Annotated in this window: 12 protein-coding genes; 7 read left to right on the top strand and 5 right to left on the bottom strand. The window is 70.9% G+C overall.

Annotation, left to right across the window (positions count from 1 at the left end; genetic code table 11):
• The first annotated feature begins 226 nt into the window (after positions 1–226).
• From AB0F70_RS16610 to AB0F70_RS16600, 3 genes are all read left to right on the top strand, one after another.
• On the top strand, positions 227–1,030 hold the full coding sequence (locus tag AB0F70_RS16610; RefSeq protein WP_357450171.1) for an SDR family oxidoreductase: 804 nt from the start codon (positions 227–229) through the stop codon (positions 1,028–1,030).
• A 102-nt stretch (positions 1,031–1,132) separates the two neighbouring features.
• A complete protein-coding gene (locus AB0F70_RS16605; RefSeq protein ID WP_357450168.1) occupies positions 1,133–1,576 on the top strand; it encodes a hypothetical protein in 444 nt (147 codons plus the stop codon).
• Between the two features lie 70 nt (positions 1,577–1,646).
• Positions 1,647–3,218 carry a molybdopterin-dependent oxidoreductase gene (locus tag AB0F70_RS16600; RefSeq protein WP_357450165.1) on the top strand — a complete coding sequence of 524 codons (1,572 nt, stop codon included), beginning with the start codon at positions 1,647–1,649 and terminating at the stop codon, positions 3,216–3,218.
• Positions 3,219–3,221: 3 nt separating this feature from the next.
• Here the strand turns inward: AB0F70_RS16600 and AB0F70_RS16595 are convergent, their stop codons facing one another.
• Positions 3,222–4,055: a methyltransferase domain-containing protein gene (locus AB0F70_RS16595; protein WP_357450162.1), complete on the bottom strand. Its 834-nt coding sequence runs from the start codon at positions 4,053–4,055 to the stop codon at positions 3,222–3,224.
• A 178-nt stretch (positions 4,056–4,233) separates the two neighbouring features.
• On the opposite strand from AB0F70_RS16595, the gene AB0F70_RS16590 reads away from it, so the two are divergent.
• Positions 4,234–4,905: a helix-turn-helix domain-containing protein gene (locus AB0F70_RS16590; protein WP_357450160.1), complete on the top strand. Its 672-nt coding sequence runs from the start codon at positions 4,234–4,236 to the stop codon at positions 4,903–4,905.
• 111 nt (positions 4,906–5,016) lie between these two features.
• Positions 5,017–6,486, top strand: coding sequence for an MFS transporter (locus AB0F70_RS16585; protein WP_357450157.1), 1,470 nt, complete (start codon positions 5,017–5,019; stop codon positions 6,484–6,486).
• Between the two features lie 60 nt (positions 6,487–6,546).
• On the opposite strand, the gene AB0F70_RS16580 is transcribed toward AB0F70_RS16585, so the two are convergent.
• The 3 genes from AB0F70_RS16580 to AB0F70_RS16570 all read right to left on the bottom strand — a co-directional run bounded on the left by AB0F70_RS16580 (position 6,547) and on the right by AB0F70_RS16570 (position 9,111).
• Positions 6,547–7,548, bottom strand: a complete 1,002-nt coding sequence (locus AB0F70_RS16580; RefSeq protein WP_357450154.1) for a hypothetical protein — start codon at positions 7,546–7,548, stop codon at positions 6,547–6,549.
• 148 nt (positions 7,549–7,696) lie between these two features.
• Positions 7,697–8,461 carry a hypothetical protein gene (locus AB0F70_RS16575; RefSeq protein WP_357450151.1) on the bottom strand — a complete coding sequence of 255 codons (765 nt, stop codon included), beginning with the start codon at positions 8,459–8,461 and terminating at the stop codon, positions 7,697–7,699.
• Positions 8,458–9,111 carry a SigE family RNA polymerase sigma factor gene (locus AB0F70_RS16570; RefSeq protein WP_357450148.1) on the bottom strand — a complete coding sequence of 218 codons (654 nt, stop codon included), beginning with the start codon at positions 9,109–9,111 and terminating at the stop codon, positions 8,458–8,460. The genes AB0F70_RS16575 and AB0F70_RS16570 overlap by 4 nt, the downstream gene beginning before the upstream one ends.
• A gap of 329 nt (positions 9,112–9,440) precedes the next feature.
• Between AB0F70_RS16570 and ileS the strand changes: the two genes are divergently transcribed.
• Positions 9,441–12,758, top strand: coding sequence for an isoleucine--tRNA ligase (gene ileS, locus AB0F70_RS16565; protein ID WP_357450144.1), 3,318 nt, complete (start codon positions 9,441–9,443; stop codon positions 12,756–12,758).
• Between the two features lie 88 nt (positions 12,759–12,846).
• On the opposite strand, the gene AB0F70_RS16560 is transcribed toward ileS, so the two are convergent.
• A complete protein-coding gene (locus AB0F70_RS16560) occupies positions 12,847–14,064 on the bottom strand; it encodes a hypothetical protein (RefSeq protein WP_357450141.1) in 1,218 nt (405 codons plus the stop codon).
• Between AB0F70_RS16560 and AB0F70_RS16555 the strand changes: the two genes are divergently transcribed.
• A complete protein-coding gene (locus AB0F70_RS16555) occupies positions 14,051–14,308 on the top strand; it encodes a hypothetical protein (protein ID WP_357450138.1) in 258 nt (85 codons plus the stop codon). The two genes, AB0F70_RS16560 and AB0F70_RS16555, sit on opposite strands and share 14 nt — an antisense overlap.
• Positions 14,309–14,353 lie beyond the last annotated feature (45 nt).

Raw genomic sequence — 14,353 nt, 5'->3', positions numbered from 1 at the left:
GGGTCGACGAACAGCCCACGGCCAGGAACGGTCATGGGGTGAGCAGCGACGCGCCATCTCGCGTCCAGGCGGGAAGCGGCTCACAGCGAGAGCCGCATCGGCGGGCCAAAGCAGGGCCCGCGACCCGGCGTCACGATACACCGGCCGATTCCGGCGGCCCCAGGGGATTCGCTCTCAGCGTCGGACCGGGCCGACCGCGTGCCGCCGTCGAGGTTAGGGTGCGGCCATGAGCGACAGCACCGCCCCCGAGACCCGTCCCGAGACCACGCCGAACCGCCGCGCCCTGGTGACCGGGGCGTCGTCGGGCATCGGGGCGGCGACCGTGCGCCGCCTGCGCGCCGACGGCTGGGACGTCGTCGCGGCGGCTCGCCGAGCCGACCGGCTGGAGGCGCTCGCCGCCGAGACCGGCTGCGAGGTCTACGCCGTCGACCTGACCGACGACGCCGCCGTGACGGCCCTTGCGGCCCACCTCAGCGCGACCGGCGGGCTCGACGCCGTCGTGAACAACGCGGGCGGCGCGTTCGGCCTGGACCGCGTGGAGAACGCCGACGTCGACGACTGGCGCCGCATGTACGAGATCAACGTGCTCGGCACGCTGCGCGTCACCAAGGCCGTGCTGCCCCTGCTGCGCAAGGCGGGCGCGTCCAAGGGTGTGGCCGATGTCGTGAACGTGACCTCGACAGCCGCCCAGGGCGCTTACGAGGGTGGCGCCGGCTACACGGGCGCCAAGCACGCGGAGCACATGCTGTCCCAGACGCTGCGCTGGGAGATCGCCGGTGAGCCGGTACGCGTCATCGAGGTCGCCCCGGGGGCCGTGGCAACCGAGGAGTTCTCGCTGGTCCGGTTCGGCGGCGACGCCGAGAAGGCGGCCGCCGTCTACGACGGCTACACGCCCCTGGTGGCCGACGACATCGCCGACACCATCGCCTGGGCCGTGTCCCGCCCGGACCGCGTCAACATCGACCTGGTGACGATCCGGCCGCGCGCCCAGGCCCACAACTCGAAGATCGTGCGCGGCACCGGGATCTGACCGCCGGGCACATCAGATCGCGCCGAACGACACCGGCGACCCGAGTGGCACCGAGCCGGCCGACGGCCGGGATCCCAACCTCAACGATGTGGACGCAGAGTCATGACCCTCCGCAGGACCACCGCCGCCGTGTTCGCGATCGTGCTGGCCGGCGCGCTGACCAGTTGTTCGATCTCCGGTGGAGACGTGCCCGATCTGACATTCGACGACACCGTGAACGATGCGGTCCTGCAGGTTGCCCGGGACGGTACGACGGTACCGGTGAGCGAGGTGGTCGACGTCGAATGGGACGAGGCTGCGCTCTTCACCGAGGGAGAACCGGTGGAGGCGATCGAGGAGGTCGTCGGCGAGACAGGGCTGAAGGGAAAGCGCTATGTCTCGTCGCCCAACCTGATCGTGCTCCGCAAGGACGGCGAGGTCGTGGGCCTGATCGGCACCAGCGCCGACGTGTTCGACGGAGAGTACAAGGTGCTGCTCGGCTCCGACGCGGTCCTTGCACCCGAGAAGCGTGGCGTCGGACTCGTCGTCCTGACCACGGGGCCCTGACGCCCGGCCGCGCGGCAACGACGCCGAGCCAGGGCTCCTGTCGCACCGGAACCCGTGCCACGCTGAGCGTATGACCCAGGCAACCGAGACCCCCGCGACCCCGAGCGCCGACCGCTCACCGCACGACGCGCTATGGGCCGCCCTCGCCGGCGTCCTCGCCGGTGCCGCGGGCCTGGCCGTCGCGGAGTTCGTCGCCGCCCTCGTCGCCCCCGGTGCGAGCACCCTGTTCGCGGGTGGCGCCGCGGTGATCGACGCCGTTCCCGGCTGGCTCAAGGACTTCGCCGTGCAGGCGTTCGGCACGAACGACAAGGCGGTCCTCCTCGGGACGATGGGCGTGGTGCTGGCCCTCGGAGCGGCGCTCGCGGGCCGGCTGGAGCTGCGCCGGCCGCCGTCGGGCGCGCTGCTGATCGGCGCGGTCGGGGTGGTCGGGGCGACGGTCGCCATGCTGCGCCCGGATGCGACGCCGCTGTGGGCGCTGCCCAGCATCGTCGGGATCGGCGCCGCGGTGCTCCTGCTCCGGTCGGCGATCGCTCGCCTGCGTCCGGTGGCCGACCTCCGGGCCGAGACCGGCACCGTGGTGGACCGGCGTCGTTTCCTCGCGGTCACGGGGATCACCGCGGGTGTTGCGGTGCTGGCGCTGGCGGGTGCGCGCGTCGTGTCGGCGGGCTCGGCGGTGGTGAGCGCCGTCCGCGACAAGATCCGCCTGCCCGCCGCGCGCGAGACGGCGCCTCCGGTGCCCGCGGGCGCCGACCTGGAGCTCGACGGACTGGCTCCCTACGTCACGCCCAACTCCGACTTCTACCGCATCGACACCGCGCTGCGGGTGCCGCAGCTCGACCCGGCCGAGTGGTCGCTCAGGGTGGAGGGCATGGTCGAGGAACCGTTCACCATCACCTGGGACGAGCTCCTCGCCCTGCCGCTCGAGGAGCACCACGTGACGCTCGCCTGCGTGAGCAACCCCGTGGGCGGTGACCTCATCGGCAACGCCCTGTGGCTCGGCTACCCGGTCCGTGCCCTGCTGGAGCGTGCGAAGCCGCAGGCGGGCGCCGACATGGTGCTCTCGCGCAGCGACGACGGGTTCACCGCTGGCACGCCGCTCGAGGTGCTGCAGGATCCGGAGCGCGCCAGCCTGCTCGCGATCGGCATGAACGGCGAGCCGCTCCCCGTCGACCACGGTTTCCCGGCGCGGCTCGTGGTCCCGGGGCTGTACGGGTACGTGTCCGCGACCAAGTGGGTGACGTCGCTCAAGGTCACCACGTTCGATGCCGACCAGGGCTACTGGACCCCGCGCGGCTGGTCCGCGCTGGGACCGATCAAGGTGCAGTCGCGCATCGACGTGCCCCGCGGGTCGGTGGCGGCCGGCGCGGTGACGGTCGCCGGCGTCGCCTGGGCCCAGCACACGGGCATCGGCAAGGTCGAGGTCCGGCCCGACGACGGCGACTGGGTCACCGCAGAGCTCGCCGAGACCGTCGGCACGGACACGTGGCGGCAGTGGCGGGTGTCCCTCGACCTGGACGCCGGCGACCACACGCTCGCGGTGCGGGCCACGGACACCGACCGACTGGTTCAGACCGACGCCGAGGCCCCGCCCGCACCGGACGGGGCCACCGGCTGGCACACGGTAGACGTGTCGGTGGGCTGACCCTCAGGCCCGCGTCGCCATCAGGAGCAGGTAGTCCCAGCCCATGGCGCCGTCGGCGTCCTGGAACCGGGCGGCCAGGTCCAGGAGGGCCTGGTCGAGGGCTGCGGTGCGCTCAGCGTCGTCGGCCACGTTGCGGTAGACCGCGATGGTGGGGCCGTACACGGCCTTGAAGAAGTCGCGGAACTCCGTGCCGGAGGAGAACCGGGCGACGGGCAGCGTGCGCACCTCGGCGTGGACGTCCGTGACGCCGTCGCCGAGCAGGGCGCGCACGTGCGCCTCGTCGCCCCACAGCACCGGCGGCTCGGCGCCGGGCGGCGGGGCCGGCGCGTACGGCTTCATCGCGGCGAACATCTGGCCGATGAACCCGGACGGCGTCCACGCGATGAGACCGATAGTCCCGCCCGGGCGGGTGACCCGGAGCAGCTCGGCGGCCGCCGTCCGATGGAACGGGGCGAACATGACCCCGACGCACGACAGCACGCGGTCGAACGCCGCGTCGTCGAACGGGAGGGCGTGGGCGTCGGCCTCCGCCCACGTCAGCTCGGCGCCGCTCGCAGCGGCCGCGGCCCGGCCGGCGTCGAACAGCTCGGGCGTCAGGTCCGAGGCGATCACGTGCGCGCCGGCGAGCGCGGCGGGGATGGCGGCGTTGCCGGAGCCCGCCGCGACGTCGAGCACGTGGTCGCCCGGCCGCACGCCGGCCGCCTCCACCAGGACGGGCCCGAGGGCGGGGATCACCTCCGCGGCGAGCACGGGGTAGTTGCCGGCCGCCCACAGGGCGCGATGCTTGGTGCGGACGGCGGTGAGGACGTCGGGCGGGACGACGACGGTGTCGGTCATGGGACTGGCTCCTTTTCGGGATGTTCTGGGCCCGGAGGTTCTGGGAGTCCCACTGTCCGCCCGGGAGACACGGACCCTCCAGTGCTGCGTCTGTACCGGGTGAGGTTCTCGTTCTGTACTGGTGCGCCGTCCCGGCCGGGCGTTGACTGGACGCGCGGGGGCCCGGCGAGGAGGCTTCATGACGACGTACGGCCAGTTCTGCCCTGTGGCCAAGGCCATGGAGGTGCTCGACGAGCGGTGGACGCTCCTCGTGGTCCGCGAGCTGCTCGCTGGCAGCACCCGGTTCAACGAGCTGCGGCGCGGCGTCCCGAAGATGTCCCCCGCGCTGCTCGCCAAGCGGCTGCGCTCGCTCGAACGCGGCGGTGTCGTGCGGCGCTACGAGGTGGACGGCCATCCCGGGTACCGGCTGACCCAGGCGGGTGAGGAGCTGCGTCCGCTCGTCGAGAGCCTCGGCACGTGGGGAGCGCGTTGGGTCGGCGGGCTCGGTGAGGCCGACCTGGACCCGCACCTCCTCATGTGGGACATGCGGCGCACGGTGCCCGTCGCGGCCTGGCCGCGCGAGCGCACGGTGGTCGCGTTCCGGCTCGACGGCGTCCCCGCGCCCGTAGCGCACTGGTGGCTCGTGGTCCGCGACGGCGAGGTCGACGTCTGCGACTACGACCCCGGGTTCGAGGCGACGGTGACCGTGTCGGCCGCGCTGCGCACGCTGGTCCGGGTGTGGCGGGGCGACCTGTCGTGGCAGGTGGCGCTGCGCGGCGAGGTCGTGAGCCTGGACGGGCCCGCCGACGCGCGCAGGGAGCTGCCGGTGTGGCTGGGGCAGTCGGCGCTCGCGGCGGTACCGCGGCCGTAGCGAACGGTGCCGTCGGCGATGAGTTTTGGTCGTGTGCGTCGTCGACATGATGAACGCGAGGTGCGAGCCAACGCTTGACCTTAACCATCGTTCAGGTACTGGAGTACTCCCATGAGCACCGATCCGCCCGTCACCGACGCCGACGCCCCGCGTCTCCACCTGTCCGACCCGACCGTCCGGACGTTCGTCCAGCTGCTGATGAACGTGCTGCTCGCGGGGGTCATCAACTTCACGGTGTGGTTCGCCATCACCTTCTTCGTGTTCCTGCAGACCCGCTCGGTCTTCGCCACCGGCGTGATCGCCGGCCTGTTCCTCGTGGCGATGGTCAGCACGGGGGTGTGGTTCGGCAGCCTCGTGGACCACCACCGCAAGAAGACCGTGATGCAGGCGTCCGCCCTGGTCTCCATCACCTTCTACGTGACGTGCCTGGTCATCTACCTCGCCACCCCGGCCGACGAGTGGACGGACCCGGGCAGCGTGCGGCTGTGGGTGCTCGTCGTGCTGCTCATGTGCGGCGTCATCGCCGGAAACCTCCGCTCGATCGCGCTGCCGACGGTCGTCACCGCCCTCTTCGACGAGTCCCTCCGCGACCGTGCCAACGGCCTGGTGGGGACGGTCACAGGCGTCTCCTTCCTCGTGACGTCGGTGATCAGCGGGCTCCTCGTCGCGTTCGACGGCATGCGGACCTGCCTCATCCTGGCGATCGGTGTCCTCGCCGTGGCGCTGGTGCACATGCACTTCATCAAGGTCCCGGAGGTGTTGTCGCACGCGGCGGCCGAGGGGGAGCCGCGGAAGGTCGACCTCAAGGGCACCATGAAGGTCGTCGGACGCATCCCCGGCATGTGGGCGCTCATCGCCTTCACCGCGCTGAACAACGTGCTGGGCGGCGGGTTCATGGCGCTCATGGACGCGTACGGGCTGTCGATGATGTCCGTGCAGGCGTGGGGCTTCGTCTGGGGCGGGCTGAGCGCGCTGATGATCGTGTCGGGCCTGCTCATCGCCCGCACCGGCCTCGGGTCCAACCCGGTACGCACCATCCTCCTCGTCAACCTGGGGTTGTGGGCCGTCACGGTGGTCTTCCCGATGCAGGCGTCGGTGGTCTGGCTCGTCGCGGGGCTGGCGGCGTACATGATCGCGATGCCGTACGTCGAGGCCTCCGAGCAGACGGTGCTGCAGAAGGTGGTCCCGTACGAGCGGCAGGGCCGGGTGTTCGGATTCGCGCAGTCGCTGGAGCAGGCGGCGTCGCCGCTGACGGCGTTCCTGATCAGCCCGCTCACCCAGTTCTTCTTCATCCCCTTCATGCGCGAGGGCGGCACGGGCGCCCGCTGGATCGGCGACTGGTTCGGCACGGGCGACGCGCGCGGGATCGCGCTGGTGTTCATCCTGATCGCGGTGCTCGGCCTGGTGCTGACGGGCTACGCCCTGTCGAGCAAGTACTACCGCCTGCTGAGCCGCCGCTACCAGGAGGCCCCGGGTGACGGTCCGGAGGGCAGCGACCCGGCCGTCGAGCCGGATGCCGAGCCGGCTGCCACCCCGGCAGCCGAGCCGGCCGGCGCGGACGCCGTCCGACCCGTTGCCTGACCACAAGATGACCATGCACCTGCTGCCAGATCCGGGCTCAGCCTGGCAGCAGGTGCATGGTCATCTCGCGCGGGCCGCCCGACGGCGGGACGGCCGCGGCGGGAGCGCCCGGCCGGGCAGCCAGCCCTCCTGGCGCAGGATCTGAGCGACCTCACCGGCGAAGTGGCCGCCGGTCACGTGACCCGGGAAGAACCGAAGGACGATGTTCTGCCCCTCGCTGACCAGCCCGTTCTGCCGCGTCGCGTCATGCCGCACCTGGCGATCCGCCCCGTGGAACTCGTGCGAGTCGATCTCGACGATCAGCCAACGTCCGTCGCCGAGGTACCAGACGAGGTCGGCTCGGCCCAGGAAGCGGCCCCGGGCATCGAAGAAATCACGCTGCAGGTCGTCGGGCGCGATGCCGGCGTCGTGGCACCGCAGCCGTGCGTGGCTCTCGGGCGGTGATTCCGCCCGGCCGTCGGCCAGCGGCAGCAAAGCGATGACCGCGACCGATCCCTTGCGGTTCACCAGCTGACTGCGGATCCTTGCGAGGTCCTCCGTCCGGATCAAGCCCTGGTTCAGCGCGTTGTCCAGGCATGCGACCGCCTGGTCGCGGGTCAGCGTCGGCAGCGCCTGGGCCAGCGCTCGCTCCACCGTCACCACCTTGCGGCCGGAGATCTCGACCGTCTCCAGCCCCGCTGCGTACTGCCGGAACATGATTCCGTCCCGGGACTTGCGCGCGACACCACGAGCAAATGTCGCTTCGGGAAGGATCCGACGAGGAAGCCCTTTGACCCCGTGCAGCGCCAGAGCGCACGCGCCGACCGCGATGGACCGGCGGTTGGCCAGCAGCGCGGTCCAGGCTGACCGGAGCCGGTCCACATCGTAGGGGTGCAGGGTGCTCAGAACGTCGCCGGTGTCGAAGACTCCGCGTGTCACTCGCCGCCACGAGCCGCCGGTGACGAGGTTGCGGCGCCTCGACGGTCCGACGCCGACGGCGTCGCACTGCAGGGACGACACGAGGCCGGCCTGCTCGCGCGCGAGACTCAGCAACCTCGGTGGGACAGGGATCTTCTTCGGCACATGACCAATTAGATACGACGGTGCCTCTTGATGGCCCTTGTTATCCACAGGGCTGGAGGATGACCATGCACCTGCTGCCAGATCCGGGCTCGGCCTGGCAGCAAGTGCATGGTCATCGTCCGCCCACCGGCTGACCGGCGGCGGTCGGTCAGCTCAGGACGAGGGTCGCCGCGAAGGCTTCGACGAATTCCTCGGACGTCTCCGGGGGGAGGTTCAGGCTGATCATGTAGGCGCCCGCGCCGGACGTCGGTTCGAGAAGCAGCATCGTCGGCCCCTTCTCGTCGTCGGCGACGTTGCCCTCGGGCAGGCCCGCAGCCAGGGCGCTGACGTCGTGCGCGGTGGCGCGCCTCGCGCCGGGGACCTCGAGCTGCTCGCCGCCGGGCTTGTCGGCGATGTCCGGCCAGGCCGGGGACTCGGAGCCCTCGTCGTAGTAGGCCATGTAGAAGAACGGCGGCGAGTCGGGGTCCTCGCTGCTGTGCCACATGTCCGAGGTGACCCCCGGCTCGTCCTGCACGGGGCCGCTGGTCACGATCTCGGGCGGCAGGGCATACATGAGGCCCTCCAGCTCGTGCTCGTGCCATCCCCCGGGCAGGTCCGACTGCGAAAGCTCCTGCCGCTCCTCCGCCGACGCCGACGGGTCTGCCGACGCCGACGACGCCGGGGTCCCGCCCGGCAGGAGCACGCCCGGCGCCGTCGGGCCGCCGAGGGCGAAGGCCGCCCCCGCGACGGCCGCGACCGTCAGCACGCCGCCACCGGTCGCGAGGACCGCGCGGCGGGTCCGGGTGTGGCGGATCGCCACGCGCGACATGGCATGGGGATTGGCCACCGTGGGCGCCGTGACGCCGGTGCTGAGGTCGCGCAGGTGCGCCACCCAGCTCTCGTCGACCGGTGTGGTGGTGGAGTGGTCGTTCATGTGTCCTGTCCTTCCGAGAGCAGCTCACGCAGGCGGGCGAGGCCGCGTGCGCCTTGGGACTTCACGTTTCCGATGCTGACGCCGAGCTCCTCGGCGACGTCGGCCTCGGACCGGTCGAGCAGATGGCGCAGCACGACCACCCGGCGCTGGCCGGGGCCGAGCCTGCGCAGCGCACGCACCAGACGCTCCCGCTCGGCGACCTGGTTCCCGCTGTCGAGCGCGGGGGAGCGGCTCGCCTCCTGCGCGACGACGACGTCCTCGGGCGACTGCAGGATCTCGCGCCGGGTGCGCCGCCAGCCGTCGATCCGTGCGGTGGCCAGCACCCGCCGGGCGTACGCGAACGGGTTGCCGTCCTTGAGCCGGGACCAGTGCCGGTAGGTCCGCTCGAGCGCGATCTGGGTGAGGTCGTGGGCACGGTGGTCGTCGCCGCACAGGAGGTAGGCGATGCGGTGCAGCGCGGCCGTGCTCTCGACGGCGAAGAGCCGGAACTGCTCCTCCGCCGACACCCCGGTGCGGACCACCGAGAACTCCGGTGCACCGGCCGGGACGTCTGTGGTGGTCAGGGCGGCTCCGGGCTCCGGCACGGCCCGCAAGGGGGCGCCGACCGCTGTGCCGACCGGCGGACCGGTCGCTTGGCTGATTGCGTTCATGCCCCCTGGACGCACGCGGGGCACTATCGGGTTGCACGCCCTGCACTTTTCCGGTTGCCGCAGCCCGGTACGATTGCCTCATAGGCATCGACCCGGCTATCACCGGTGAGCCTCCGGAAGAACAGGTCACCCTGCCGCCGTCAGGCAGCGGGAACCCCAGTAGAACCGGACGGGTAGGCCCGTCACAGCCGTCAACGAGCGGCCGCACGCGGGAGCGAGCGGCAAGCGGGGTGGTACCGCGGCGCACCCAGGTGCGGCGTCCTCGCAGCAGAAGCACCAAGAAGTCCACCTGCTGCCGAACCGCTGAACCGCCAGGAGCCAGAAGAATCATGGCCTATCCGCTGCACCGTCCGAGCGACGCCACCACCCCCGTGCCCGCATCGCCCAGCCTGCCCGACCTCGAGCGCGACGTCCTCGAGTACTGGGAGAAGGACGACACCTTCCGCGCGTCCGTCGAGGCCCGACCGGCCGGCGAGAACGGCAGCAACGAGTTCGTCTTCTACGACGGCCCGCCGTTCGCCAACGGCCTGCCGCACTACGGCCACCTGCTGACCGGGTACGCCAAGGACGTCGTACCGCGCTACCGGACCATGAAGGGGCAGCGGGTCGAGCGCCGCTTCGGCTGGGACACGCACGGCCTGCCCGCGGAGCTGGAGGCGATGAGCCAGCTCGGGATCAAGACCAAGGACGAGATCGTCGAGCTCGGCATCGACAAGTTCAACGAGGCCTGCCGTTCCAGCGTGCTCAAGTACACCGACGAGTGGCGCACGTACGTGACGCGCCAGGCCCGCTGGGTGGACTTCGACAACGACTACAAGACGCTGAACCCGACGTTCATGGAGTCGGTGCTCTGGGCCTTCAAGTCGCTGTTCGACAAGGGCCTCATCTACGAGGGCTTCCGCGTGCTGCCCTACTGCTGGAACGACCAGACCCCGCTGAGCAACCACGAGCTGCGCATGGACGACGACGTCTACCAGCAGCGGCAGGACCCGGCGGTGACCGTCGGGTTCGCGGTGACGGAGGTGCCGGAGAAGGCGGACGTGCTCCGTACCGGCGACCACCTGCTCATCTGGACCACGACGCCGTGGACCCTGCCCTCCAACCTGCTCGTCATGGTCGGCCCGGACGTCGACTACGCGATCGTCGAGTCGTCCTTCACCGGCAGCCCGCAGCGGTACGTCCTCGCGGAGGCCCGTGTGGACTCCTACGCACGGGAACTTGGCGCCGAGGGCCCTGACGGTGAGCGAGTGGCACCGAACGTCGTCGGACGCCTCAAGGGCAGCGACCTCCTGGGCGCCGCCTACGCGCCGCCCTTCGCCTACTACGAGGGCCACACGGGCGCGCACCGCGTGGTCGAGGCCGACTTCGTCACCACCACCGACGGTACGGGCCTCGTCCACAACGCCGGCGCGTTCGGTGAGGAGGACAAGCAGGTCAGCGACCGCGAGGGCGTGGAGCCGGTCATCCCTGTTGGGGCCGACGGGCGCTTCACCTTCCCCGTCGAGGAGTACGCCGGGCTGCAGGTCTTCGACGCGAACGCGGCGATCATGGACCATCTCAAGGCCCGCACGCGGGGTGCGGCGGACGACGAGGCGGGGCGGACGACGTCGGGCACCGTGCTGCTGCGCCGCGAGCAGTACGCGCACTCGTACCCGCACTGCTGGCGCTGCCGCCAGCCGCTGATCTACATGGGTGTGTCCTCGTGGTTCGTCGAGGTGTCGAAGTTCAAGGACCGCATGGTCGAGCTGAACGAGCAGATCACCTGGGTGCCCGACCACATCAAGCAGGGTCAGTTCGGCAAGTGGCTGGAGAACGCGCGCGACTGGTCGATCACGCGCAACCGCTTCTGGGGCTCGCCGGTGCCGGTCTGGAAGTCGGACGACCCGGCCTACCCCCGCATCGACGTGTACGGGTCGTTCGCGGAGATCGAGCGTGACTTCGGTCGGGTGCCGCAGGACAAGGACGGCAACCCGGACCTGCACCGCCCGTTCGTCGACGACCTGACGCGGCCCAACCCGGACGACCCGACGGGGCAGTCCACGATGCGCCGCGTCGAGGACGTGCTGGACGTCTGGTTCGACTCCGGCTCGATGCCGTACGCGCAGGTGCACTACCCGTTCGAGAACGCCGACTGGTTCGAGCACCACTACCCGGGCGACTTCATCGTCGAGTACATCGGGCAGACGCGCGGCTGGTTCTACACGCTGCACGTGCTGGCCACCGCCCTGTTCGACCGGCCGTCCTTCCAGACGGCGCTCTCGCACGGCATCGTGCTGGGCTCCGACGGCCGCAAGATGTCCAAGTCGCTGAAGAACTACCCGGACGTCAACGAGGTCTTCGACCGTGACGGGTCCGACGCGATGCGCTGGTTCCTCATGTCGTCGCCGATCCTGCGCGGCGGCAACCTCGTGGTCACCGAGGACGGCATCCGCGACGCAGTCCGCCAGGTGCTGCTGCCGCTGTGGAGCACGTACTACTTCTTCACGCTGTACGCCAACGCCGCCGGGGACGGCGCGGGCTACGCGGCGCAGCCGCTGACGCCCGAGCGCGTGGCCGGGCTGCCGGTCATGGACCGCTACCTGCTCGCGCGTACGCGCGGGCTGGTCGCTGACGTGACCGAACAGCTCGACGGCTACGACATCGCCGGGGCCTGCGACACTGTGCGCCAGTACCTTGACGCCCTGACCAACTGGTACGTGCGCACGCAGCGCGACCGGTTCTGGGCCGAGGACGCCGACGCCTTCGACACCCTGTCGACGGCGCTCGAGGTGCTGTGCCGCGTGATGGCGCCGCTGGCACCGCTGCTCACGGAGGAGGTCTGGCGCGGCCTGACCGGTGGGCGCTCGGTGCACCTGGCGGACTTCCCGGTGGTCGAGACCCTGGTGGCCGACGACGCCCTCGTCGCAGCCGTCGAGTCCGCGCGGGCAGTGGTGTCGCAGACGCTGGCGCTGCGCAAGGCGAACAAGCTGCGCGTGCGGCAGCCGCTGCGTTCGCTCGTCGTGGCCGTGGCGGACCCGGACGGCGTCGCGCCGTTCACCGGGCTGATGGCGACGGAGCTGAACGTCAAGGAGGTCCGGCTCATCAGTACCCAGGACGAGGAAGCGAAGCAATTTGGCATTGTCGAGCGACTCAACGTCAATGCCCGTGCCGCGGGTCCACGGCTCGGGCGTGGGGTGCAGGCAGTGATCAAGGCGGCAAAGTCAGGCAATTGGTCCAAGACTGATTCCGGTGTCGTGGTGGTCGCGACTGCAGATGGCGCCGTGGAACTTCTGGAGTCGGAGTACGACTTGGCGGTGGTCGCTGGCGACGCGCCTGGTGCAATCGTTACTTCTGAGGGATCCGCGCCGCCGTTTGCTGTAGCAGTTATGCCTGACGGCGGTTTCGTCGTCCTCGATCTCACGCTCGACGAAGCGCTACGTGCCGAGGGATACGCCCGTGACGTGGTGCGCGACGTACAGGACGAGCGCAAGGCCGAGGGCCTGCAGGTCGCCGACCGGATCGCGCTCGACCTGACGGTTCCGGCCGAGTGGGTGACCGCTGTCGAGGAGCACCGCGAGCTGATCTCCCGCGAGACGCTGGCGACATCGCTCACGGTGACCGCCGGGACCGCCGGGGCCGAGCGGACGGTATCGGTGACGAAGGCCTGAGCCGTTTCCGCGAAGTAGAGCGCCTGTCCGAGTCTGCCTGAGTGTGTCAGGGAGACTCGGACAGGCGCTCTACTTCGCGGAAACGCAGTCAGCTGTCGAGGCGCGCGTCCCAGGCGTTCAGGATGTCCACCATCGGGATGCCGTACACGTACGAGAAGCACCGGGTGGACACCGACGTCTTACCGCAGCTGCGCTGGTTCGAACCGCCGTCGATCATGCCGCGGGCGTAGGCCCGCCCGTTGCTGACCGCGTAGATCGGGCCGCCGCTGTCGCCGCCGCCGACCACCACGCCGCCGTCGTCCCGGCTCGCCCGGAACCCGTGGCAGGTGCGCTCACCGCAGCTCCACGCGACGTTGGTGGCGCGGATCCGGGCGCCGCAGTGCTCACCGGTCACCGCCCCGGAAGCGCAGATGACCTGCCCGACGGCGGGCCGCTGCACCCCGGCGATCGGGAACCGGTAGCGCGAGTTGGCGGGCGACGCGTTCCACGGACCGCCGAACACCGCCGCGTGCGTTGCCTTCGGGGGGTCGAATGGTGCGATGGCCTGGGCATCGATGGCCGGGGAGTGGTGCGTGACCTTGCCCAGCGGCTGGCCGGCGCCGTCGCGGACGAACGACCCGACGCCCTCGTTGCAGTGCGCGGCGCTGATGATCCGGTGCCGTCCCGCGGAGTCGATGATCGGGAAGCCGGTCGTGCAGTAGTCGGTCCCGTCCGGCGTCGCCATGGCTCCGCCGGCGTGCCACGGAGCGCCGTCGTCGCGCCGCGTCGTTCCGGTGGGATGGACCTCGGTGTTGACGACCTCTATCCGGACCGGCACTCCCGCGGCCCGCTGGAGCTTGCCCGCGAGCCAGCTCGTCCGGGCGGGGCTCGAGCCGTGCCCGACCTCGGCGACGAGGCCGGCGTAGTTCTCGGCAGGGAGGGCGGCGATCACGACGTCGGGACCCTGCAGCGCCCGCTGGCTGTCCATCAGCCGGGTGCTCGCCACCCGCAGGTCGGCCTCGCTGAGGGCCGCCTGCCTGACGTCCACGGTCACTCCGTCGGGCGCTTGCGCCTCCAGCTCGCTGATCGACGGCGGGACCTCGCCCTTCCAGGAGACGGTCACCTCCGCGGAGCCGTAGTCGACGGCGACCCCTGCGAAGCCCGGGACCGACGCGAGCTCCGTGGCGGCGTCGGCCGCATGGTCGACCGCGGGCTGGAGGGCTGCCTGTTTCTCCGGGGAGAGTTGCTCGGTCTTGGTCGTCTCAGCCTGACTGACGGCGGTAGTGGCAGCCGTTGACGGCACGGTGAGCGCGGTGGCCAAGGCCATCGTTCCGATGATGATCGCGCGCTGTACCGTGCTGCTTCGCGTCATGCTGCCGATTCCCCCTGATGGACCGCGCACCGCCGGCCGACGGTGCCGTGACATCGTTCTTCACCGGGTGAAAGGCCGCAACACGTCCCGTGATGTGCGCGACACCGAAGGGGACGTCTGCTCCGATCAGGAGTTACTTGTGGAACTGAGGGGCGTCAGTAGTATGGGAAGTGCGATGGGCAATAGCCCTGAGAAGTGAGCCCGGGAGCCTGCCCGATTAGGCGGGTGGCCCGGGCTTCGCGCT

Origin of the sequence: Promicromonospora sp. NPDC023805, from assembly GCF_040639635.1 — a bacterium.
Lineage (GTDB): Bacteria > Actinomycetota > Actinomycetes > Actinomycetales > Cellulomonadaceae > Promicromonospora.
This window is presented reverse-complemented; position numbering and strand designations above follow the sequence as displayed.